20 protein-coding genes are annotated in these 21,082 nt (G+C 67.8%); 10 read left to right on the top strand and 10 right to left on the bottom strand.

Features of this window, described 5'->3' with window-relative positions; genetic code table 11:
• The first annotated feature begins 12 nt into the window (after nucleotides 1-12).
• Nucleotides 13-528, top strand: coding sequence for an FKBP-type peptidyl-prolyl cis-trans isomerase (locus AXW84_RS09925; protein WP_068232162.1), 516 nt, complete (start codon nucleotides 13-15; stop codon nucleotides 526-528).
• An 89-nt stretch (nucleotides 529-617) separates the two neighbouring features.
• Here the strand turns inward: AXW84_RS09925 and AXW84_RS09930 are convergent, their stop codons facing one another.
• On the bottom strand, nucleotides 618-1,226 hold the full coding sequence (locus AXW84_RS09930) for an acyl carrier protein phosphodiesterase (protein WP_068232164.1): 609 nt from the start codon (nucleotides 1,224-1,226) through the stop codon (nucleotides 618-620).
• 113 nt (nucleotides 1,227-1,339) lie between these two features.
• On the opposite strand from AXW84_RS09930, the gene AXW84_RS09935 reads away from it, so the two are divergent.
• Nucleotides 1,340-1,855, top strand: coding sequence for a pyridoxamine 5'-phosphate oxidase family protein (locus tag AXW84_RS09935; protein ID WP_068232167.1), 516 nt, complete (start codon nucleotides 1,340-1,342; stop codon nucleotides 1,853-1,855).
• Nucleotides 1,856-1,967: 112 nt separating this feature from the next.
• Nucleotides 1,968-2,678 (top strand): spheroidene monooxygenase, encoded by a 711-nt coding sequence (locus AXW84_RS09940; RefSeq protein ID WP_236943294.1) that lies wholly within the window; start codon nucleotides 1,968-1,970, stop codon nucleotides 2,676-2,678.
• A 194-nt stretch (nucleotides 2,679-2,872) separates the two neighbouring features.
• Here AXW84_RS09940 and AXW84_RS09945 read toward each other — a convergent pair whose 3' ends face one another.
• On the bottom strand, nucleotides 2,873-4,090 hold the full coding sequence (locus tag AXW84_RS09945; RefSeq protein WP_068232170.1) for a hypothetical protein: 1,218 nt from the start codon (nucleotides 4,088-4,090) through the stop codon (nucleotides 2,873-2,875).
• Nucleotides 4,091-4,280: 190 nt separating this feature from the next.
• Here AXW84_RS09945 and AXW84_RS09950 point away from each other — a divergent pair, with 190 nt between their 5' ends.
• Nucleotides 4,281-5,786, top strand: a complete 1,506-nt coding sequence (locus AXW84_RS09950) for a hypothetical protein (RefSeq protein ID WP_157886926.1) — start codon at nucleotides 4,281-4,283, stop codon at nucleotides 5,784-5,786.
• A 52-nt stretch (nucleotides 5,787-5,838) separates the two neighbouring features.
• Entirely contained in the window at nucleotides 5,839-7,428 is a 1,590-nt protein-coding gene (locus tag AXW84_RS09955; protein ID WP_068232175.1) for a hypothetical protein, read from the top strand.
• 135 nt (nucleotides 7,429-7,563) lie between these two features.
• On the opposite strand, the gene AXW84_RS09960 is transcribed toward AXW84_RS09955, so the two are convergent.
• Complete coding sequence (locus AXW84_RS09960) at nucleotides 7,564-8,676, bottom strand: DNA topoisomerase IB (RefSeq protein WP_068232178.1); 1,113 nt, start codon at nucleotides 8,674-8,676, stop codon at nucleotides 7,564-7,566.
• 197 nt (nucleotides 8,677-8,873) lie between these two features.
• A complete protein-coding gene (locus AXW84_RS09965) occupies nucleotides 8,874-9,440 on the bottom strand; it encodes a hypothetical protein (protein ID WP_157886927.1) in 567 nt (188 codons plus the stop codon).
• 124 nt (nucleotides 9,441-9,564) lie between these two features.
• Between AXW84_RS09965 and AXW84_RS09970 the strand changes: the two genes are divergently transcribed.
• Complete coding sequence (locus tag AXW84_RS09970; protein ID WP_236943295.1) at nucleotides 9,565-10,683, top strand: App1 family protein; 1,119 nt, start codon at nucleotides 9,565-9,567, stop codon at nucleotides 10,681-10,683.
• 36 nt (nucleotides 10,684-10,719) lie between these two features.
• Here AXW84_RS09970 and AXW84_RS09975 read toward each other — a convergent pair whose 3' ends face one another.
• Nucleotides 10,720-11,400: a metallophosphoesterase gene (locus tag AXW84_RS09975; RefSeq protein ID WP_068232189.1), complete on the bottom strand. Its 681-nt coding sequence runs from the start codon at nucleotides 11,398-11,400 to the stop codon at nucleotides 10,720-10,722.
• Nucleotides 11,401-11,566: 166 nt separating this feature from the next.
• Here AXW84_RS09975 and AXW84_RS09980 point away from each other — a divergent pair, with 166 nt between their 5' ends.
• The 3 genes from AXW84_RS09980 (at nucleotide 11,567) to AXW84_RS24770 (ending at nucleotide 13,972) form a co-directional block, all read left to right on the top strand.
• Complete coding sequence (locus tag AXW84_RS09980) at nucleotides 11,567-12,955, top strand: amidohydrolase family protein (RefSeq protein WP_068232193.1); 1,389 nt, start codon at nucleotides 11,567-11,569, stop codon at nucleotides 12,953-12,955.
• Between the two features lie 334 nt (nucleotides 12,956-13,289).
• A complete protein-coding gene (locus AXW84_RS09985) occupies nucleotides 13,290-13,799 on the top strand; it encodes a hypothetical protein (protein WP_157886928.1) in 510 nt (169 codons plus the stop codon).
• Nucleotides 13,763-13,972: a hypothetical protein gene (locus AXW84_RS24770; protein ID WP_157886929.1), complete on the top strand. Its 210-nt coding sequence runs from the start codon at nucleotides 13,763-13,765 to the stop codon at nucleotides 13,970-13,972. The genes AXW84_RS09985 and AXW84_RS24770 overlap by 37 nt, the downstream gene beginning before the upstream one ends.
• A gap of 119 nt (nucleotides 13,973-14,091) precedes the next feature.
• On the opposite strand, the gene AXW84_RS09990 is transcribed toward AXW84_RS24770, so the two are convergent.
• The 4 genes from AXW84_RS09990 to AXW84_RS10005 form a co-directional block, all read right to left on the bottom strand.
• A complete protein-coding gene (locus AXW84_RS09990; RefSeq protein WP_068232199.1) occupies nucleotides 14,092-15,099 on the bottom strand; it encodes an SDR family oxidoreductase in 1,008 nt (335 codons plus the stop codon).
• Nucleotides 15,100-15,247: 148 nt separating this feature from the next.
• Nucleotides 15,248-15,709, bottom strand: a complete 462-nt coding sequence (locus tag AXW84_RS09995) for a YybH family protein (protein ID WP_068232202.1) — start codon at nucleotides 15,707-15,709, stop codon at nucleotides 15,248-15,250.
• Between the two features lie 152 nt (nucleotides 15,710-15,861).
• Nucleotides 15,862-16,224, bottom strand: coding sequence for a hypothetical protein (locus tag AXW84_RS10000; protein ID WP_068232205.1), 363 nt, complete (start codon nucleotides 16,222-16,224; stop codon nucleotides 15,862-15,864).
• 14 nt (nucleotides 16,225-16,238) lie between these two features.
• Nucleotides 16,239-18,707 (bottom strand): penicillin acylase family protein, encoded by a 2,469-nt coding sequence (locus AXW84_RS10005; protein ID WP_068232208.1) that lies wholly within the window; start codon nucleotides 18,705-18,707, stop codon nucleotides 16,239-16,241.
• A gap of 248 nt (nucleotides 18,708-18,955) precedes the next feature.
• On the opposite strand from AXW84_RS10005, the gene AXW84_RS10010 reads away from it, so the two are divergent.
• Complete coding sequence (locus AXW84_RS10010) at nucleotides 18,956-20,434, top strand: APC family permease (protein WP_068232212.1); 1,479 nt, start codon at nucleotides 18,956-18,958, stop codon at nucleotides 20,432-20,434.
• A gap of 188 nt (nucleotides 20,435-20,622) precedes the next feature.
• On the opposite strand, the gene AXW84_RS10015 is transcribed toward AXW84_RS10010, so the two are convergent.
• Nucleotides 20,623-21,018: a hypothetical protein gene (locus AXW84_RS10015; protein ID WP_068232215.1), complete on the bottom strand. Its 396-nt coding sequence runs from the start codon at nucleotides 21,016-21,018 to the stop codon at nucleotides 20,623-20,625.
• Between the last annotated feature and the right edge of the window lie 64 nt (nucleotides 21,019-21,082).

The following is a 21,082-nucleotide window of genomic DNA, read 5'->3' on the forward strand; positions in this document are numbered from 1 at the left end:
GTTTCTAGTTTCATGGCTGCCATCTCCCCCAACCAAGTCGTCACCATCACCTACGACCTGAGCGTGACCGACGAAAACCAGGAAAAAGTCCTTGTTGAATCGGCCGAGGCCGACGCGCCCATGGTTTTCATCTATGGCCAGAGCGGCTTGCCCGAGGAGTTTGAGCGCCAGCTCGACGGCAAGAACGCTGGCGACACCTTCCAGTTCAGCCTCACCCCCGAGCAGGCCTACGGCGAGTACGACGAGCAGGCGCTGGTCGAAATCCCGAAGGACGTGTTCATGATCGACGGCAAGCTCGACGAGGAAATGCTGCAAGAGGGCAACTTCCTGCCCATGGCCGACAACGAAGGCAACCACATGCAGGCCAAAGTAATCAGCATCGGCGACACGGCCGTGCAGATGGACTTCAACCACCCCCTGGCCGGCATGGTGATGCATTTCGACGGCAAAGTGGCCGACGTGCGCCCCGCCACCCCCGAGGAGCTGGCCCACGGCCACGTGCACGGCGAAGGCGGCCACCAGCACTAGTTGCACCCGGGGCCCGGGGCCCCACCCCTGCGCAAGGAGCGGCTCGCCAATGGCGGGCCGCTCCTTTTTTTACGGGCCGCTGGGTGCCCCTAGGGCCCCGGGTAGCCAGCCGCGGCAAACGCCTGTAATTCCGGAAAGAATGCCTGGAAGTCGGCTTCGTAGGCGGCGTAGTTGGCCAGCAGCTCGGCGCCGCCCCGCTCCAGGCCCGAGCCGGGCGCGGCGCGGCGGCTGAGGCCGGCCAGGGCCCGGGCCACGCCCGCCACTTCGGCGTAGTGGCCCAGCCAATCGTGTTGCACCAGGTGCGGAAAAAACTGCTGCACCCGGGCCGGAAACTCGGCCTGCCGGGCCCCTAGCTGGGCGTATACACGGCGGGTGAAATCGGCCAGTGGCTCGGCCGAAAACACGGCGAAGCCGCGGGCCAGGAAATGGTCAAAAAACACGTCGCTCACCACGCCCGCGTACTTGCCGTGGCCGGCCAGGCGCAAGCGGGCCGTGGCGCGCCGCACCACCGGGTGCTGGTCGGTGAAGGCGTCGATGGCCCGGTGCTGGCGGATGCCGGCCTGCACGCCGGGCGCGTGGGCGTAGGCTTCGAGCCGGCGGCCGGGTACGGCATCGGCCACGAACTGGCCCACGAGGCGGTCGGCGTAGGCGGCGGCGTGGGGCGGGCCGGCGAGGAACAGGTGGGCCAGAAAATTCATCGGGGGCGGAAGATACGGGCCCCGCGCGGGCCCCGGCCCAACCCCCGCCCGCCGCCGGCCGTACAGAGAAGCCCGGCCCCACCGGCCGGTTTCCCTCCTAACCGTTTCCTCCCATGTCCGATACGAAAACGCCCGTCACCAACGACCTGAACAAGCTGTTTGATAAAATCAAGGACGTGCGCATGGCCATGCTCACCACCTTCGATGAGCAAAACAACCTGCACAGCCGCCCCATGGCCACTATCCGCCCCGAGGCCGACGGCTCGCTCCTGTTCCTCACCGACGCCCACTCGGCCAAGGTGTACGAGCTGAACAAAGACAGCAAAGTGAACCTGAGCTACGCCGACCCGTCGGCCAACGTATACGTGTCGGTGTCGGGCACGGCCAATGCTTACCGCGACGCGGCCAAGGCCGCCGAGCTGTACACCGAGCCCATGCGCGCTTGGTTTCCGAAAGGCAAAGACGACCCGAACATCATGATTCTGAAGGTGACCATCACCCAGGGTGAGTACTGGGATACGCCCAGCAGCGTGCTCAGCCAGGCTTTCGGCTACGCCCGCGCCGTGGTAACCGGCGAGGCCAGCAAAGACGACGACGTGAACCAGCACGCCCAAGTGGTGGTAAAATAACGGCGGTCCCGGAACTCCTGGGCCCCCGATTGTTTAGGAAGGGCCGGAAGCAATTCCGGCCCTTTTTTGTGCCTTTTTTCCGCCGGGTTTCCTTCGGCTTACTCCTTTCATTTTGCCCCTTACCACGCTTTCCCTCATCACGTTGCAGCCCGGCCACGCCCGTTGGGCCCTGGCCCAGATGGGCACCGCCCCGCCGCAGCTGCGGCGCGTGGCGGGCCTGCGCTTCGCCAAGCTGCTGGGCAGCGGGGCGGGCGGCTTCGGGGCCCTGCCCAACCTGCGCCGCTACGGCCTGATGGCCGTGTGGGACGATGCCGCGGCGGCCACTGCGTTCTTCGCCCAGCACCCGCTCTGGCAAGCTTACCAAACCCGCGCTGCCGAAACCTGGACGGCTCACCTGGGGCCCCTCAAAGCGCACGGGCTATGGGACGGCGCCGCCCCGTTTGACTACGTGGCCGATACCCCGCCGGCTGTTGGGGCCCCCGTGGCCGTGCTCACCCGCGCCAGCATCCGGTGGTGGAAAACGCCCCGCTTCTGGCGCTACGTGGCTCCGACCAGCGCGGCCCTGGCGGGGGCCCCCGGCGTGGCCCTGGCCATCGGGCTGGGCGAATTGCCGGTGGTGCGCCAGGCCACGTTCAGTGTGTGGCGCTCGGCCGCGGCCATGCAGCAGTACGCCTACCACGACGCCCGCCACCGCGAAGCCATGCGCCTCACCCGCCAGGAAAATTGGTACGCCGAAGAGATGTTTGCCCGCTTCCAGGTGCTATCCAGCGCCGGCACCGTGGACGGCCGCGACCCACTGGCCGGACTATTTGCGGACGGATAGTTTATGACGCTGCTTGTGAATTATACAAATTTCCTGGCTTTGCAGAGCCAATTAGGCCGTCATGCTGAGCGCAGCCGAAGCACCTCTCCCGCGCAAGTGGCCCAATCGGTTGGATTACTTGCGCAGTAGAGATGCTTCGGCTGCGCTCAGCATGACGGCCTAATTTCGTCCGCTGGAAACCTCACCCAGCGTTCTCACTTCCGCTCGTTCACCGCCTCGTAAAACCACCCGGCCACCGCGGGCAGCTGCGCGCGGCGGGCCCGCAAAGCGGGCCCCAGCCCAGCCGCTACCACGGCCCGGGTTTCGGGCGGGACGGCTTGCAGGGCCGAATCGATGGCCGCGTCGGTGAGGCGCTGGCGTAGCCGCACGGCTTCTTGCTGGAAGGCGGCGGCCGGCAAACCGCGCAGCAGCAGCGTATCGAGTGGGCGGGCCGTGACGGCGAGGGCAGCCACGTTGGCCGCGGTGAGGCGGGGCCCAAAGCTTTGGTAGCGGGCGCGGCACTTCCCGATGAGCCACGGGTACAAGCCGTCGTCCATCTGAAAAAACGCTTGGTCGCGGTCGCGCGGAATGGGCCGAAACTCGGGGCCCGCCCCGGCGGTGGGCAGCGTGGCCCAGCGCCACTGGTCGGGACGGCGGCTCCAGTCGCCGAGCCACATATCGAGCAGGCGGGCCCGCAAAAAAGCCTGGGCCGTGGCCGGCGCGGCCGGCCCCTGGCCCACCGCCGCCAGCAACTCCGCCGAGCCCACTACCCGCGCCGAGGCCCCCAGTGTGGGGGCGCGGCGCTGGTCGCCGGCGGGGCGCTCTTCCAGCAGGTACAGGGCCCGGCCGTAGGCCGCGCGGAAGGGCCCCAAGGCGGGGTCGTCGGGCAGGTACACCAGGCGCGGGTTGGTGTGCAGCACCCCAGCGGCCTGGGCCAGCCGGGCGGCCACGTAGGCGCCGTAGGGGTGGCCGGCGCTGGTTTGGTCGCGCATGAGGGGCCCCAGCAGGCGGCGCACCCAGCCGGCGGGCAGCGCCACCCGGGCGTCTTTGTCGACGGAGCGCAGCACAAATGCGCGGCCGTCGGCGGCGCGCAAGCGCAAGCTATGGGTTTGGTAGCTGCCGCCGGCCCGCAACGGGCGCAGGCCGCCCGGGCCGGCAGCCCCCAGCCACAGCACCGGCGCCGACACGGGCGTGGCCCACAAGGCCCGGTGGTGGGCGCCCCACAAAGCCCGCCACAGCGGCCCAGCGGCGTACTCGGGCCCGGCCGCCACCTGCACGGTAGCCGAATCGGGGGCCCAGCGGGCAGCCGGGGCCCCGGCCGCACCCGCCCCGCGGTGGCTGGCCGCCGACAGCAGCAGCCCCGCCACCAGTGCTAGCGGCCCCAGCGCCGCCCCGCCCAACACCCTCCCCAAAATCTTCAGCCCGTGGCGCATAGCAATTACAATTGAACAAGGCCGGATCAAACTGGGCAAAATAACGATCCGCCGGCTCTTATACTGCAAAGGCCGGGCGCGGTTGTGGCCCGGCAGGGCCGCCTTTTTTAAAGCGCTTGCGTAAGCAGTAGACCCCGGGCCGGCCGCCGAGCCGGGGTGCACTGCTTACGCCTCCCTCGCCTCCGGCCGCTTGTTGCTTCGCTACGCTTTTTATCTAGCCGCTTTGGCAGGGGCCCTGGGCGCAGCAGGGACTCTCGCGGGTTGCGCCCGCGAGCCCTACGGCCCGTCCGACGCCCGGGCGCCCGCGCAGGCCGCCTTGCCTCTGCCCGCGGGCACCGACTCGGTGCGCGGGGCGGCCGCTAACTCCCGCTACGCCCAGCACGGCAGTTTTTACCAAGCCATTTTTGGGCGGCACTACCGCCGGGTGTGGGCCGCCCCGGTGGCAGCGGCGGTGCTCGACCCCGCCCACGGGGCCCCGGGCGGTGGGCCGCTGCGGCCGCGCAAGGCCGGTGGCGGCTTCCAAACCATCAGCCTGAGCCTGCAAGGGCCCGGCGGCCGCGAGTACGCGCTGCGGGCCCTCGACAAAGACCCGCGCAAAACGCTGCCGCCGCTGCTGCGCCGCACGTTTTTGCTGAACGCCGTGCGCGACGCCACCAGCGCCGCCAACCCCTACGCCGCGCTGGTGGTGCCGCCCCTGGCCCAGGCCGCGGGCGTGGCCCACACCGCCCCCCGCCTCGTGTACGTGCGGCCCGACGAAGCCAGGCTGGGCGAAAGCTTGGCCCGCCTCCGGGGCCACTTGGCGCTGCTCGAAGCCAAAGCAGGCGGCGAGGCGGCCGACGTGCTCAACACCGCGGACATGCTGGCCCAGTGCGCCGCCGCCCCCACCGCCACCGCCGACGGGCCCGCCTTTTTGCGCGCGCGCCTGCTCGACGTGTGGCTCGGCGACTGGGACCGCCACGAGAAGCAGTGGAACTGGGCGGCGCGCCCCGCGCCCGGGGGCGGCACCCGCTTCGCGCCCCTGCCCAAAGACCGCGACCAGGTGTTCTTTCGCTTCGACGACGGGGCCCTGCCCTGGGCCGTGAGCCGGCTGGTGCCCAAGTTCCAGACCTTCGGGCCCCGCTACGGCAGCGTGCCCGGCCTGGTGCGCCAGGGCCGCTTCCTCGACCGGCGGGTACTGGCCCGGGCCACCGCCGCCGATTTTGCCCGCGCCGCCGCCGCCCTGCAAGCCGCCCTGCCCGACTCGCTGCTCGTGCGCGCCCTGCACCGCCTGCCGCCCGCCGTGTTTGCCCTGGAGGGGCCCCGCACGCTGGCCGCGTTGCAGGCGCGGCGCGCCGCCCTGCCCGCGGCCGCGGCCGCCTACTACCGCACGCTGGCCCGCCGCCCGGCCGTGGATGGCACCGCCCAGGCCGAGCGGTTTGTGGTGCGCCGCTACTTCGATTCGGTGGCCGTGGCCGTGTACGCGGCCGGTGCGCCGGGGGCCCCGCCGCGCTACCGCCGCACGTTTGCGCCCGCCGAGACGCGGGCCCTCACGCTGCGCGGGCGGGGCGGGGCCGATGTGTTTGAGGTGCACACGGCGCCCGGCCGGGTGGCCCGCTTGCGGCTGACCATTGTGCCCGGCCCGGGGCCCGCCCGGCTGGCCACCGAGGGGCCCCGGCGGCGGCTGACGTACCGCGTGGCTGCCGCGCTCCTGCGTTAATATTACTCCGCCAACCATCTGGCTCCGCCTGCGTTCAGTTTTTTTTGTTGCCGTGCCGCGTCCCGCCCTGCCCCACCGTTTTTCTTTTTTATCGCCGCGCGGCGCCGCGGCGCAGGCGCTGCGCTGGTGGGGGCCCTGCCTGCTGGCCGCCGCGGGGTGCGCACCGGCACAATACTTCCAGTCCGACGCCCGCCTGGGGGCCCCCGCCGAAACCGCCGCTGGGGCCCCGGCGCGCTACACCGCCGGGCGGCAGTACGCGCGGCCCGGGGTGCTGCACCGGGTATTTTTTGGGAAGCACCACCGCAGCACCTGGGCCGCGCCCGTGGCCGCCCCGGTGTTCGACGTGGCCACCGCTGCGCCTGGCGGGGCCCTGCGCCGGGTCAAGCTCGGCGGAGGCTTCAACAGCACCAGCCTGGGTGTGGTGGCCGCCGACGGCCGCCCCTACGTGCTGCGCACCGTGGACAAAGACCCGCGCCGGGCGCTGCGCGGGTGGCTCAAAAACTCGCCGCTCGCCTGGTACCTGCGCGACAACGTATCGGCTACCCACCCCTACGGCGCGCTGGCGGTGCCGCCCCTGGCGCGGGCCGTGGGCGTGCCCCACACCAACCCGCGGCTGTTTTACGCGCGGCCCGCCGACCCGGCCCTGGCCGGCGATTCGCTCGCTAAGCTGCGCGGCCAGCTGGTCTGGTTGGAAGAAAAATTCAGCGCCGACGCGCGGCCCACCGACGCCGTACCCACCGCGACCGCCCTGGTGGGCAGCGAGGCCTTCTACAAGCGCCTGTTTGCCGACCCGCGCCACCGGCCCGATCCCGCCGCGCTGCTGCGCGCCCGCCTACTCGACGCTTGGCTGGGCGACTGGGACCGCCACGCGGGGCAGTGGACCTGGGCCCAAGTGCCCACGCCCGGGGCCCCCACCGGCCGCTTCTTTTACCAACCCGTGCCCAAAGACCGCGACATGGTGTTCTACCGCGCCGCCGACGGTGTGTTTCCCTGGCTGTTCACGCGGCGCTTCGCCATGCGAAAGTGGAACACGTTCCGGCCCACTTACTACGACCTAAAGGGCCTGTTGCAGCAGGGCCACTACCTCGACGAGCACGGCCTGATTTCCCTCACCGCCGGGCAGTTCCAGGCAGCTGCCGCGGCCATGCAAGGCCAGCTGACCGACGCCGCCATCGACTCGGCGCTGCACCGGCTGCCACCCGCGGCCTACGCCCTGGAGGGCCCCTACCTGGCCGGGGCCCTGCGGCAGCGGCGGGCCGATTTGCCCCACGTAGCGGCGGTGCTCTACCGCCGCCTCAGCCGCCGGCCCACGGTGGGCGGCACGGCCCAGGCCGAGCGGTTTGTGGTGCGCCGCTTCGCCGACTCGACCACCGTGGCCGTGTACGCCCCCGCCCTGGGGCCCGATTCGCTGCTGCTGGCCCGCACGTTTTCCGCCCGCGAAACCAAGGTGGTGACGTTGGAAGGACTGGAAGGCGCCGACGTGTTCGAGGTAACCGAAGTGGGGTCCCGGGCAACGCGGGGCCCCCACCTGGCCATTTACGGCAACCCCGCGGCCCGCCCGCCCGCACCCGGCCGGGGAATGCGCTACTTCACGGTGCCACGCCGCGGCGCCCACGCTTACAGCCACCCAGCCGAGGAATAAGAGCAGGTTCATGGAACCGTTTGAGTTTATCAAAACGGTTATGCTGACCACCTTAATCTGGTTGTCTGGTTTTAATTCCGCAAAGGATTACCCCTTTGCCCCAGTGTAAAGCCCCCCGGGGCCCCAAATCGTGCCTTACGCGGTGGCGGCCAGCATTTTCAGCACCAAGCGCTCAGTAGGAGAAAGCGGATCCTGAGGCGCGGGGGTAGCGTCGTGGGTGCGCAGGTAGTCAATGAGTTCGCCCGATTTAAAGAGCGTAACCACCTGCGGATGGATGTAGTACTTCGAGCACACGGTGGGCGTGTTGCCCAGGCCGCTGGCCACGTCCTTCACGGCCTTGCGGATTACTTTTTCAGGGGCCAAGTCGGGCTCTTCGGTCAGCATGTTTTCTAGGCATTCCACCATTTTCACGGTTCCGCCCCAGGTGCGGAAGTCCTTGGCGGAGAGGGCCAGGCCAGTGTGCTCGTGCAAGTAGCCATTCACGTCGCCCGACTCCAGGGCGTGGCGGTGGCCATCGGCGGTGTAGTACTGGAACAGGTGCTGGCCGGGGATTTCCTGGCACTTGCGCACCAGGCGGGCCAGGCGGCGGTCGCGCAGCGTCACGTCGTGGGCCACGCCCTTTTTGCCCACGAAGGCAAAGCGCACGGCGTCGCCCTTGAAGCTCACGTGCTCGTCGTGCAGCGTGGTAAGGCCGTAGCTCTTGTTCTTCTTCGCATACTCCTCGTTGCCCACCCGGATGAACGACTGGTCGATGAGGGAAATTACCAGGGCCACCACCTGCTCGCGGCTCAGCGCCGGGCGGGCCAAATCGTGCTTGAGCTGCTGGCGCAGGGCGGGCAGCTTCTCACCAAAGGCGTGCAGGCGCGAAAACTTGGTCAGGCTGCGGATTTCGTCCCAGGCCGGGTGGTAGCGGTACTGCTTGCGGCCCACCGTGTCGTGGCCCGTCACCTGCAAGTGGGCCCGGGCGTCCTGGGCCACCCACACGTCCGTCCAGGCCGGCGGAATGACGAAGCCGGCGATGCGCTCAAGCACCGCGACGTCGGTCACTTTGTGGCCCTGGGCGTCGTAGTAGCTGAATTTACCGCCCCGGCCAGCCTTGCGGGCGTAGCCGGGCGCCGCGTCGGTGGCGTAGTGCAGCCCGGCTTGGGCGGCCTGCTGGGCGGGGTCTTTGTAGAGCTCGTGGGCAGTGGGCACGAGGTGCTTCTTGCGGGTTTTAGGACGGGCGGTGGGCGCAGCGGCGGCGGGCATGGGGTGGGAAAGTAGATGGAGCCCTTGTGTACGCAAAAACCCGCCCCAGGATGAGCAACCGACATTTTTCATTGCCAACCGGGCCCCACCGTTTCGCGCTACGCACCCTATTGGAGGCCCAAAAGCGCCTACTTACTAACCTGACGCGGTTACCGGACCGTTGGCCGGAGCGCGAACCATAGCCTTTTCCCACCGTTCTACAACCCCTCGCCGGATGGGCGCAGGTTATGGTAGTAATGGGTGGTGAAATGCGTAGGCGTCGACATGAATTGGTGCCGCAGGTAGTCGCCCCGCACCAGCAGCCACTTAGCGGCGGGCGGGCTGGGTTGCGTGCGCGGCGACGGGTACTCCCACAGTTCCAACCGGGTGAGTTGGCGCCCCTCGTAGCGCTCGGCCAGCACCTGGCGGCCGGTGGCGTCGTAGTAGCTCACTTTTTGCAGCTCGACGCCGAATTTGTGTTTCACAACTTCGCGCTTCACCAGGGGCCCGGAAGCGCGGGCGTAGGTCCGCACCCGCCGGTGCAGCCCCCCAAATGAGCCGTGCGATGCGGCGAAGTAGCCGGCGCGAGCCTCCGCTTGTGCGTAAACCTGCGCCACGCCGCGCATCAGCGAGTCGTGGGCGGCGGCGTAGAGCGGGGCGAGCGGCAAGGCGGCAGCTTCGGCGGGGGGGGGGCGGGGCGCGTTGGAAGGGGCCTGGGCCCGGGCCGAAGTAGCGCCTAGCAGCAACAGGCCCAGCATAGCCGCGGGGCGCAATTTAGTTGGCATAAAAGCGGAACGGGTAAAAATCCGGCCGGAAGATAGGGCCCCGGTTCGTTGGAAATTGTAAAAATTAGCGGCCTGCGCTTGGCGCACCGGCGCGCCCGGCTGTAGGTTTGCCCTTATGCCTTTTTTGCGCGAACTGCTTTCCCGCCTGCTCCACCTCGACAACCACCGCCTGGCCCGCCTGGGCTGGGCGCGGCCGCTGCAGCTCCTCACCTACCGCACCTACGGCACCGCCGAGCGCTTTTACGTGAAGGGCCGCTTGCTCACCGACCCCGGCCTGGCCCCCGCCACGGCGGGCGATTCGCGCTGGCGCAACTTCCGCAACATGGCCCGGCGCTTCCTCAGCTACGAAATTGCCGGGGCCGGGCTGGTGGCCGAGCGCGCCGGCGGGGCCCCGCAGCCCGTCACGACCGACAACGAGGGCTACTTTACCCTCGTGCTGGAGCCCCCGCCCCAGCCGCCGCCCGGGGCCCTGCTGTGGCAGCCGGTGGCCGTGCGCCTGGCCCAGCTGCCCGGCGGCCCGCCGCTGCCTGCCCGGCCCGTGCAGGCCGTGGCCGAGGTGCTGGTGCCGCCCGCCGGGGCCGAATTCGGGGTGATTTCCGACCTCGACGACACGGTGTTTGAGTCGGGGGCCACCAATTTCCTGCGCATGGGGTTCACGGTGCTGCTGCGCAACGCCCTCTCGCACCAGCCCTTTGCGGGCGTGGGCGAGTTCTACCGGGCCCTGCAGCTGGGCTGCACCGGGCGGCCCGACAACCCGTTCTTCTACATCAGCAGCAGCCCCTGGAATTTGTACGACGCGCTCGACGAGTTCCTCACCCTGCACCGCATTCCGAAGGGGGCCCTGCTGCTACGCGACGTGGGCCTGCGCCCGCGCAACCCCGCGCCCGCCACCGCCGAGGGCCTGGCCGCGGCGGCGCACTTCGGCCACAAGCTGCACGAAATTGAGAACGTGCTGCGCGCCTACCCCCACCTGCCCTTCGTGCTGCTCGGCGACAGCGGCCAGGAAGACGCCCGCATCTACCGCGAGGTGGTGCGCCGCTACCCCGGCCGCATCCGCGCCGTGTACATCCGCGACGTGCAGGTGCCCAAGCGGGCCGTGCGCATCCCGCAGCTGGTGGCCGAGCTGCACGCCGAAAACGTGGAAATGCTCCTCGTGCCCGACTACACCACCGCCATGCGCCACGCCGCTGAAAGGGGGCTGATTGCAGGCGGGCTGGTACCCGTCGAGCGCACGAGCTCGTAAGCTACTACTTTATGCCAACTGCCAGCTGATCAACAGCTAACGGCCCTGTACGCCAGGGTACAGCTCCCGCACCAGGTCGCTTTGCACAAATTCTTTGGTGCGCACATTGAGCATGCTTAGGCGCCCGTTGTAGGCGGCGCCCTGGTCCACGTTCCACACGTTGTGGGTTTGGCAGGGCACTTTTTTGTAGTTCCAGGTGGAGGTGTGGCCGATGAAGCATTCGTGGTAGCCCGTGGCGGCCTGGTTGCCGTCCCACAAGTCGCGCGTCCAGATGAGGTCGAACGGGTCTTGGTGGGCAATGGGCCGGGTTGGGTCGTAGCCGGCGTGCACGTACAGGTTGTTGGCTTCGTCCTCGAAATACGGCAGTTGCTCGCCGAAAAACTGGTGAAAGTGCCGGTACCGCTCATCGGAAGGCAGTTGCAGGTAGGCCTCGTACGTGGCCTGACCGCCCTGCCGGTACCAGTCCCGCTCCACGTATTCGAGCGGGAGCTGGGTGCTCAGCCACTCCACCGCCCACCAATCGTGGTTGCCTTGCAGCCAGATGCTGTTGGGGATGCCCAGCAGCCGCTCGACGCAGGCCGGGGTGTCGGGCCAGCCGTCGGCCACGTCGCCGAGCTGCACGAGGCGGTCGATGCCCGGGCGAAACGGGCTGCGCTCCAGCACCTGGTCCAGCGCCCGCACCGCGCCGTGAATATCTCCTATGACGTAGGTTTCCATGCTTTTAGTCGAAACGGCCGCCGCGGCGGGGAATAAGAGATAAACAGTCGCTGGCCGCTTCGGGCGGGGCCGCGTCCAGCCACTTTTTCGCAATGAGCGGGGCCCCGAAATGTACACTACATTCGCTAGCCGACTACTTCCCTCCACCTGCTCCTGCCCTTGGTTGATGCGCCTTTTCCAGCACTTGTTTCTCACCCTTTGCCTGAGCGTTTCGGCGGCGCAGGCGCAGCAGCTCGCCATCGTGCACGCCAAAATAATTGACGTGGCCACCGGCGCCATTCGGCCCGATATGACGGTGGTTATCAGCGGTTCGCGCATCGTGCGGGTGGGGCCCTCGGCCAAGGCCAACCCGAAAGCGGGCCGGGTGGTGGACGCGCGCGGGCAGTACCTCATCCCGGGGCTGTGGGACATGCACACCCACGTGTACTTCGACGGGACGGCCGCCGCTGGCACCGACCTGATTCTGCCGCTGCTGCTGGCCAACGGCGTCACCGGCATCCGCGACATGGGCAGCCAACTGGATTCCATCCTCCAGGCCCGGGCGGCCGTGGCGGCGCACCGCCGGCTGGGGCCCCGGCTGGTGGTGAGTGGGCCGATGCTCGACGGGCCCAAGTCGCCCTACAAAGCGGCCATTCCCGTGGCTACCGCCGAGGAGGGCCGCCGGGCCGTGGATATGCTCAAGGCGCGGGGCGTCGATTTTATTAAAATCCAGTCGTACGTGCCCCGGGCGGCGTATTTCGCCATTGCGGCCGAAGCCAAGGCCGTGGGCCTGCCCTTCGAAGGGCACGTGCCCGACGCCGTGAGTGCCACCGAAGCCGTGGCCGCCGGCCAGCGCACCTTCGAGCACTTAATCGGCATTTTTGAGGCCAGCTCGACCGACGAAGCTAAGTACGTGGCGGGCGGCGAAAAGTCGCCGGGCCGCTTCCTGGCCACCTACGACGCCGCCCGCGAAGCCGCCGCCGTGCGGCTGCTGGCGGCGCACCAGGTGTGGCAGTGCCCAACCCTGTTTTGGGAACGGGGCCAGTGGCTCGTCGATTCCATCGCGTGGCGGCAAGACCCCGACCTGGCCTACGCCGGCCGCAGCTGGGTGGCGCAGCGGTGGCCCAAAGCCCAGGCCAGCATCGCGCAAACCATGGATACCGAGCCGCGGCCGGTGCGCGCCCGCTTCGTCACCCACGAGCTCTACCTGGTGCGCAAGCTGCACGCGGCCGGGGTGGGCTTCCTGGCCGGAACCGACGCGCCGGCCGGCGTGGACGTGCTGCCGGGCCCCAGCCTGCACCTGGAGTTGCAGCGCTTCGTGGCGGCCGGCTTCACGCCCCTGGAGGCCCTGCAAACGGCCACCCTGAACCCCGCCCGGTTCTATAACCGCCTCCAGGACTTCGGCAGCGTCGCACCCGGCCGCCTCGCCGACCTCGTGCTGCTGAGCGCCAACCCGCTGGCCGACATTGCCAACACCCGGCGCATCGCCGCCGTGGTAGCCGACGGCCGCTACCTGTCGCGGCAGGATTTGGACCAGCTACTGGAACAGTTGAAGCGGGTAGCCGCTGAGAAATAGGCCATTGGCTCCACTTATCGCAGGCCCCAGCCGATGCTAGCGAGTTCATTGTATTTATCTGCTAATTAGTTATTTAGTTTATTATCAAGTACCTTGTACAGGTTAGACTTGTTCCCCAATAAGAAATAGGATGTTTTCCAAGCCGTATTTGGAGCCAGAAACGGTAGCTGCTCCAAGAACCTGAGGATACTGGCTTGGCCAAGCCAAATAGCCCACCCAGTTGCCCAAAGGGACGCAAATTTTCAGCCATTTCTTATTCGGGAACAAGTCTGTTATATAAATACTTTGCGCGGAGCGGGTGTAGCGTATTCAGTTAATTTATTCTTATAATATTATGCGTTTGCATTTAATGCGCAAAACGGTCTGTGTTTCGATTTACTACGATTCGCTGAACGAGTGGCTATTCCTGGACTGGGAAGGCGAATTGACGCTGCTGGACGTGCAAACCGCCTGCCTGGAAGTAGCTAACTGCTTCTTGATCCGGCCGTACCCGCGGGTGCTCAACAGCAACGCGCAGATAACGGGTGTAAGCTGGAGCGTGGCGGCTTGGCTGGCCACCGAATTTTTGCCGCACGTAACCTTAGCCGGTATCACGCATGTCGCGTGGGTAACCTCATCATCGCTCCAGGGCCGATTCCTGGTGCAAACGGTGCTGAACTGGCTGCCAGGGCCCGCCGTTACCAGCTTCGATGACACGGACGCCGCCGTGACCTGGCTACAGCACTCCCGCCCGGAGCACGCCACGGGAGGCACCCCGCTCCGCCCACCCGCCACCCAGGCCAAGGTGGAAAAAGCGTTTCAGGACTTTTGCCGAAAAGTAACTGCGCAAGTGCCCGCGCTGTAACGGGGGCCCCAACAGGCAAGGGCGGGGAGCCGCTAATATGCTGCGCCAACCCGCTGGCCGACATCGCCAACACCCGGCGCATCGCCGCCGTGGTGGCCGACGGCCGCTACCTGTCGCGGCAGGGCCTGGACCAGCTCCTGGAACGGTTGAAGCGGTTGGCCGCCGAGAAGTAGGCGCCGTTTGGGGAGTTACAAAAATGCACGAAAGGGGCGGGTGAGCGGCTGAAAACGCCTTGAATACGTCTTCAGCCGACCACCCGCCCCCTGGCAGGCTTCCCGGAAGCTACTGGCCGCTACGGCTGCCCTTTGCCGCCGGCCGAGCCGTACACCTGGCCCGTGGCGTAGCTGGCGTCGCTGGCGGCCAGCTGCACGTAAATCGAGCCCAGCTCGGCGGGCTGCCCGGCCCGGCCCAGGGGCGTGTCGGCGCCGAAGGTTTTGATTTTATCCGGGGTGGCCCCGCCGCTCACTTGCAGCGGCGTCCAGATGGGCCCCGGGGCCACGCCGTTCACACGAATGCCCTTGGGGCCCAGCTGCTTGGCCAACGACTTCACAAAGTTCATGGTCGCGGCCTTCGTCTGGGCATAATCGTAGAGATTGGCCGAGGGGTCGTAGGCCTGCTCCGAGGTGGTGGCGATGATGGCGGCCCCGGGCGGCAGGTGCGGCAGGGCAGCCTTGATGATCCAGAAGGGCGCGTAGATGTTGGTTTTCATCGTCCAATCGAACTGCTCGGTGGAGATGTCCAAAATCGATTCGTGCGCTTGCTGCCGCCCCGCGTTGCTCACCACGATGTCGAGCCCGCCGAGCTGACGCACGGCCTCGGCCACCAGCCGCTGGCAAAAAGCTTCGTCGCGTAAGTCGCCCGGAATGGCCACGGCCTTGCAACCCGCCGCCTTGATGAGGGCGATGACCTCTTTGGCATCGGGCTCCTCAGCGGGCAGGTAGTTGATGGCCACGTCGGCCCCCTCGCGGGCGTAGGCGATGGCCGCGGCCCGGCCCATGCCCGAGTCGCCGCCCGTAATCAGGGCCTTGCGGCCCTTCAGGCGGCCCGAGCCTTTGTAGCTGGTTTCGCCATGGTCGGGGCGCGGATCCATTTGGCTGGCCAGCCCGGGCCAAGGCTGCGACTGCCCCTTGAACGGGGGCTTGGGATACTTGGTGGTCGGGTCCTGCAAGGGCGCGGCGGGCGCTCCGGCCGGGGCCGGCGTGGCGTCGGCGGCCAGCACGGGGCCCAGGGCGGCGGTGGCCAGGCCCACGCCCAAGCCGCCCAAAACTTTGCGGCGGCTGATGTTCTGCTTGTCTTCCATGATGCGGTAGGCGCTCGCCTTTCGGCGAAGTAAAGTGGAATGGGTACGGGCCCCTAAACGTGCCCACCCACCCCACCGTTGCCTATAAATACTGCACAGATGAGCTTGAAAGCGCTTTTTTTTCAAAAACGCTCCCCGCCGCCCGCCGCTACGACGTGTGGTCGGCCACGATGACCCAGCGGCCCTGGATGCACCGGAACACCAGCAGGAAGTGGCCGCCCAGGTCGCCTAGGGCGGCGGGGCGGGCCAGGTGCCAGGCGCCGACGACCTCGGCCGCGTCGGGGCCCAGCGGGGTGATGCGCAGGGCCCCGAAGCCGAGGCGGCCCATGGCGGCGGCGTCGGGGTAGCTTTTCTGGTAGTTGGCCAGCGTGGGGCGCCAGCCATAGGTGAGGCCCTTTTTGCCGATGAACACCAGCGAGTCGGACTGCCAGTAGCCCTGCATGAAGCCGGGGATGTCGCCGCGGTTCCAGGCGGCGGTTTGGGTGGCCAGCACCTGGGCGATGGCAGCGCGGGGCGCGGGCTGCGTTTGGGCCCCGGCGGGCGCGGCCAGCAGCCACAGGGCCCCCAGCGCGGGCCGGGCCAAGCGCTTCGGTGAGCAGGTAAACGACATACGCGGCGGGCAAAAGCGGGGCAGCGGCACCCCACCTGCAAAGATGGCTGCGGTGAGGCGTTTAAGTTGTTAGTTGCTTGTTGTTAGTTGTCAGTAATCGATTGACTAACAACTGACAACTGACAACTAACAACAAGCAACTAACAACCCATTTACCTGCCTGCAACTGGAACCGGGCTGCGCGCCGCCTGCCGCGCCCAAGCGCCGGCCAGCGCCGCCACGCTGCCCACCAGCCCGCCCACCAGGGCCGTGGCCAGCACCAGCGCCCAGCCGCTGCCCCCCAGCGGGAGCAGCTGAGCCATCCGGTGGCTCAGGATGCTGGCGCTGCGCACGTTCAGCCAGGCCGCGGCCAGCAGCCAGCCCAGGCCAATGCCGGCAAAGCCCGCCCCGAACGCGCGGCCGCCCGGGGCCCCCAGGCCCGCCGCCAGCCCAAAGCACAGCGGCGCAATCGTCCACCAGGGCAGGAAAAGCTGCGCCAGCAGAGCCAGGATGAAAATCGAGAGAAATAGTCGCATACGGCCGGGAAAAATTAGTTTGCCAGGGTCCAGGTGGCCTGCACGCGGGGGTTCGCTTCGCCGGCCGAGCGCAGAAACACCAGCTCGTTGAGTTGGCCCACGCGCCAGGTTTCCAGCATATTGTCGTAGGCCGCCGAGCCGGGGTTGCCGCTCTGGCCGCCCGGAAACACGCCGTAGGCCCGCACTTGGGGCCCCAGCGCCACCACCATGCGCCACGAGGGCCCCGTGCGCCCGGTGGTGGCGTTCACGATGCCCGCGCCGCCGCCGCAGTCCAGGTCCAGGTGCCCGAAGCCGGGCAGCTGGAGCATGTGCAGGATGTCGGTGCTCTTCTGGTTTTTCCAGGCCCACTTGGGGCCCAGGGGGCCGTACTTGCGGGTGAGCGAGTCAGTGGCGAAGCGCAGGCTGCGGCGCACCAGCTGCGGCAGCGTTTCGCGCTGCGGCGTGCGGCGGTCATCCACCCAGGGGCTGTTTGCTTCGTGCAAAAGCAGCGTTTTGGTGCGGTCGCGGGCGGGGAAGCGCATCTCCAGGCCGGTGGCTTGCAGCCCGAAGTCGTCGCCCCAAATCCGCTGCACCAGGTTGCCGAACCACAAATCGTACACGCTGGGAGCCAGCGCGTTGGCGTCGTACATATAATTCCAGCGGCGCAGCTCGGCTAGCACGCGGGCCTCGGGCGCGGTGGCCGCCACCAGCGTGTCGCCGTTGGCGGGGCCCGCCGCCAGCGCCAGCAGCTGGGGCAGCAAGAGCCGGGCCGTGACGTTGAGGTTGTCGTTCTGGAGCATGCGCAGGCTGTCGGGCGTGGCCCGGGTCATGCGGGCCAGCCGCTCGTTGAGGCGGTGCGAGCGGTCGTAGGTGCCGTTGCCGTAGTCCCAGTTCAGGTAATACGGGTAGTCGGGGCCCGTCGAAAACTGGTTGGCCGAGGCCACAAACTGGCGCGGCGGGTTCTTCACGTGGGGGTTCTGGGCGGCCGGAATCCAGCCCTGCCAGTCATAGGCCGGGTCGGTGCCGTCGAGGATGAACTTGCCCTGGTCGCGCCACTTCAGCGGGAAGCGGCCGTTGGGCCAGAGGGCAATGTCCTGCGCATCGCTGGCAAAAATGAAGTTCTGGGCGGGCGCGCCGTAGGTGCTCAGGGCCGTGGTGTAGTCCTGGTAAGTCCGGGCCCGGTTGAGGCGGTAGAAGGTCTGGAACTCGTTGGCCGCGTCGTGGGCCGTCCAGCGCATGGCGTGGGCAATGGGCGTTTGGCCGGCCAGGAAGGGCTTCTCCGGCTTATCATAGACTATGGGGCCGTGGTGGGTGTAGAGCACCGTATCGAGCCGGTCGGGCTGGCCGCGCACCTTGATGCGCTCCACCACCCGGCGCACCGGCTTCCAGCGGCCATCGTGCCAGTACGCGCGCCGCGTGTTGTCTTTGAACTTAAGCTGGTACCAGTCCAGCACGTCGGCGGCCACGTTGGTGACGCCCCAGGCCACGTGCTCGTTGAAGCCAATGATGGCCGTCGGCGTGCCCGGAATGCTCACCCCGTACACGTTCACGCCGGGCGCGGCCAGCTGCACCTGGTACCAGATGCTGGGCAGGTCCAGCTGCAAGTGCGGGTCGTTGGCCAGCAGCGGAAAGCCCGTGGCCGATTTGGCCCCGCTCACGGCGAAGTTGTTGGAGCCCAGCTCCGGGTCCGGCTCGTTCTGGGGCACCTTGCCCGACAGCGCCGCCGCGAAGCCCGGCGGCGTGGCCGGTACCGGCAGCGGCTGAAAATCCAGCGGCGTGCCCACCGGCACAATGGGTTCTTCCTGCACCGGGTAATCGGGAAACAAGTCTTTGATGACGGCCGGGCCGTACCGGGCCAGCGCGTTGCTCATGCGCAGGTCGTCGGAGCGGCCGCTCAGGTCGAAGGCCATGTACTTCAGAATCAGGCAGCTTTTCAGCGGCTCCCAGGGCTCGGGCGCGTAGTCGAGCAGCTTGTACTCGAAGGGCAGCGTTTGCGGGGTGAGCGTGCTAATGTAGGCATTCACCCCGTCGGAGTACGACGTCAGCACGAGACGCGTTACCGGGTTGGTCATGGCCGAATCCAAGGACTTGCGGGCCCCGAACGGCAAGCCCATGCGCCGGAAAAACCGGTCGGTTTCCAGGCGGGCGGGCCCCACAATTTCCGCGAGCCGCCCACCCGCTACATGGGCAATGAAGTCCATCTGCCAGAGCCGGTCCCGCGCCGTGAAGTAGCCCTGGGCGTAGTACAGGTCGTGGTCGTTCTGGGCGAAAATGTGCGGCACCCGCTGGTCGTCGAAGCGCACTTGCACGGGCTGGTGCAGGCCCGGCAGGCGCAGCGTCTGCGGGCCGGGTTGGGCATCGGCGGTTTCGCCGTTTTGCCAGAACCCCCGGAACGGGCTCAGCAGCTTCCCGAACGGCGGCAAGTCGCCGTGCTTGGTGTTCAGTCCCCAGGTCAGCGCAACGGCGAGACACAGGGCGAGCAGGGCTTTGGTCCAGCGAAGCATAAGCAGCCAGCAGCAAGTGGATGAGGAGCTTTGGATTACCCAAAACCCGGCGGTGAAAGTAATTGGAAATCCGCCAGCGCATTCTGTCGGCGCCGGGCCCCCGGGCTTTGCTGGCAAAGCCCGAAAAAACCTCCGGCCGGCCAGCGCGGCACCGGGGCCCACTTTTGGTACCCGGTGCCGCGCTGGGGCCCCGGGCTTTGCCGCCGCCAGCGCGTAGCTTGCGGGCTTAATTCCGTTTCCGTTTTTCTATGGCCGACGCTACGCCCCCTTCCCCGCCCCATTTCCAGCGGGCCCTCACGCTGTTCGACGCCATCATGCTCGTCACGGGCAGCATGATTGGCTCGGGCATTTTCATCGTTTCGGCCGACATTGCCCGGCAGGTGGGCACCGCCGGCTGGCTGCTGGTGGTCTGGCTCCTCACGGGCCTCATCACCACGGCCGGGGCCGTGAGCTACGGCGAGCTGGCGGCCATGTTTCCCAAGGTAGGCGGGCAGTACGTGTACCTGCGCGAGGCCTTCGGGCGGCTGGTGGCGTTCCTCTACGGCTGGACGCTGTTCCTCGTCATCCAAACCGGCGTGATTGCCGCCGTGGCCGTGGCCTTCGCCAAGTTCCTGGGCGTGCTCTGGCCGTGGTCGAGCGTGACGAACGTATTGTTTCAAGTGGGGCCCCTGGCGGTCAGCAGCGCGCAGCTGGTGGCCATTGCCCTCATCGTGGGCATCACGGCCCTGAACGCGCAGGGCGTGCGCACGGGCAAGCTCATCCAGAACGTGCTGGGCAGCACCAAGCTGGTGGCGCTGGCGCTGCTCATCGTGTTCGGGGTGGCGCTGGGCCTCGACCACGCCGCCGTGCAGGCCAACTTCCACGACGTGTGGGCCGCCGCGCGCCACCCCGCCACCGGGGGCCCCGCCCTGCCGCTGGGCGCGGGGGCCCTGGTCATCGCCATCGGCATGGCCATGTCGGGCTCGCTGTTTTCGTCCGATTCGTGGAACAACATCGGCTTCGCGGGCGAGGAAATCCAGAACCCCGAGCGCACGCTGGTGCGCAGCATGGTCATCGGCACGGGCATCGTCACGGCGCTCTACATCTTGCTGAACATCGTGTACCTGCTGGTGCTGCCGCTGGCCGGCTCGCCCGACGCGGCCACCGTGGCCGGGCGCGGCATCATGTACGCCAAGGACGACCGCGTGGCCACCGCCGTGGCCGAGTCGGTGCTGGGGGCCCCGGGGGCCTACGTGATGGCCATCCTCATCATGCTCAGCACGTTCGGGGCCAACAACGGCATCATCCTGAGCGGGGCCCGGGCCTACTTCGCCATGGCCAAGGACGGCTTGTTTTTTCCCGGCCTGGCCCGCCTCAACCCCGCTGGGGTGCCCAGCCGGGCGCTGTGGGCCCAGTGCCTGTGGGCCAGCCTGCTGTGCCTAAGCGGCAGCTACGGCCAACTGCTCAACTACGTGATGTTCGCCGTGATTCTGTTTTACGTGGTCACCATCGTGGGCATTTTTGTGCTGCGCCGCACCCGGCCCGCCGCGCCCCGCCCCTACCGCGCCTGGGGCTACCCCGTGGTGCCGCTCCTCTACATCGTACTGGCCGCGGCCTTCTGCGTGGTGCTGCTTGTGGCCCCCGACACGGCCGAGTACTCGCGCCGCGGCTTGGGCCTGGTAGCGCTGGGGCTGCCGGTGTTCTTCCTGTTCGGCCGCCGCTTCGGGGGCCCCACGGCGGCGGAGTAGCGGCGGTTTTTTATTGTTTCAGATGCGCTAATACGTCATGCTGAGCTTGCCGAAGCATCTCTGCCGCAGCAGTAATCAATTTAGGCAGCAGGGAAGATGCTACAGCTGCGCTCAACACGACGATTAGGGTAACACAAACGGCCTTTCCCGCGTGGGAAAGGCCGTTTGTGTTACTTCAGTATTGGGAATTACATGTCCTGGGGCGTGCTGGCGGGGCCGCTGGGGGCGCTTTCGCCAAACTTTTGCTCCTTGGTGCGCACGTCGTGGTCAAGCTCGTAGCTGCCCTCTACTTCGAAGCCGGGGCCCTGCTGCTGCTCGTTGGCCGCGTCGTGCTCGGTGCCGCCCTGGGGCGTGCTTTCCGAGCCGCCGATGTGCAGGTTTTCGAGCTGGTCTTTCTGGCCCGAGCGCTGGGTGTAGCCATGGGCGCCGGTGTAGCGGGCGGCCGAGGCATCGTTAATCTCCTTGCCGTTGCTCTGGTCGGCTTTGTACTCTTTTTCTTTCTGCTGCTGCTCGTCCTGCGGCGTGTCGCGGTCCGATTGCGGGTCTTTCTGGTCGTCGTTGCCAAAGAGGCTGTCAAGTATCATACGAAAGGGCGGATTAGGATGAAGAGAATCTACGGGGTGTACGCCCCCGGCGCGGTTGCGTTGC

The organism is Hymenobacter sp. PAMC 26628, from assembly GCF_001562275.1.
Classification (GTDB): domain Bacteria; phylum Bacteroidota; class Bacteroidia; order Cytophagales; family Hymenobacteraceae; genus Hymenobacter.

Coding starts and splice junctions, on each gene's coding strand:
- AXW84_RS10005 (WP_068232208.1), bottom strand. CDS start 18,707: ATGCTTCGCTGGACCAAAGCCCTGCTCGCCCTGTGTCTCGCCGTTGCG.
- AXW84_RS09925 (WP_068232162.1), top strand. CDS start 13: ATGGCTGCCATCTCCCCCAACCAAGTCGTCACCATCACCTACGACCTG.
- AXW84_RS09990 (WP_068232199.1), bottom strand. CDS start 15,099: ATGGAAGACAAGCAGAACATCAGCCGCCGCAAAGTTTTGGGCGGCTTG.
- AXW84_RS10000 (WP_068232205.1), bottom strand. CDS start 16,224: ATGCGACTATTTCTCTCGATTTTCATCCTGGCTCTGCTGGCGCAGCTT.
- AXW84_RS09930 (WP_068232164.1), bottom strand. CDS start 1,226: ATGAATTTTCTGGCCCACCTGTTCCTCGCCGGCCCGCCCCACGCCGCC.
- AXW84_RS09935 (WP_068232167.1), top strand. CDS start 1,340: ATGTCCGATACGAAAACGCCCGTCACCAACGACCTGAACAAGCTGTTT.
- AXW84_RS09960 (WP_068232178.1), bottom strand. CDS start 8,676: ATGCCCGCCGCCGCTGCGCCCACCGCCCGTCCTAAAACCCGCAAGAAG.
- AXW84_RS09945 (WP_068232170.1), bottom strand. CDS start 4,090: ATGCGCCACGGGCTGAAGATTTTGGGGAGGGTGTTGGGCGGGGCGGCG.
- AXW84_RS09965 (WP_157886927.1), bottom strand. CDS start 9,440: ATGCCAACTAAATTGCGCCCCGCGGCTATGCTGGGCCTGTTGCTGCTA.
- AXW84_RS10015 (WP_068232215.1), bottom strand. CDS start 21,018: ATGATACTTGACAGCCTCTTTGGCAACGACGACCAGAAAGACCCGCAA.
- AXW84_RS09980 (WP_068232193.1), top strand. CDS start 11,567: ATGCGCCTTTTCCAGCACTTGTTTCTCACCCTTTGCCTGAGCGTTTCG.
- AXW84_RS10010 (WP_068232212.1), top strand. CDS start 18,956: ATGGCCGACGCTACGCCCCCTTCCCCGCCCCATTTCCAGCGGGCCCTC.
- AXW84_RS09995 (WP_068232202.1), bottom strand. CDS start 15,709: ATGTCGTTTACCTGCTCACCGAAGCGCTTGGCCCGGCCCGCGCTGGGG.
- AXW84_RS09985 (WP_157886928.1), top strand. CDS start 13,290: ATGCGTTTGCATTTAATGCGCAAAACGGTCTGTGTTTCGATTTACTAC.
- AXW84_RS09975 (WP_068232189.1), bottom strand. CDS start 11,400: ATGGAAACCTACGTCATAGGAGATATTCACGGCGCGGTGCGGGCGCTG.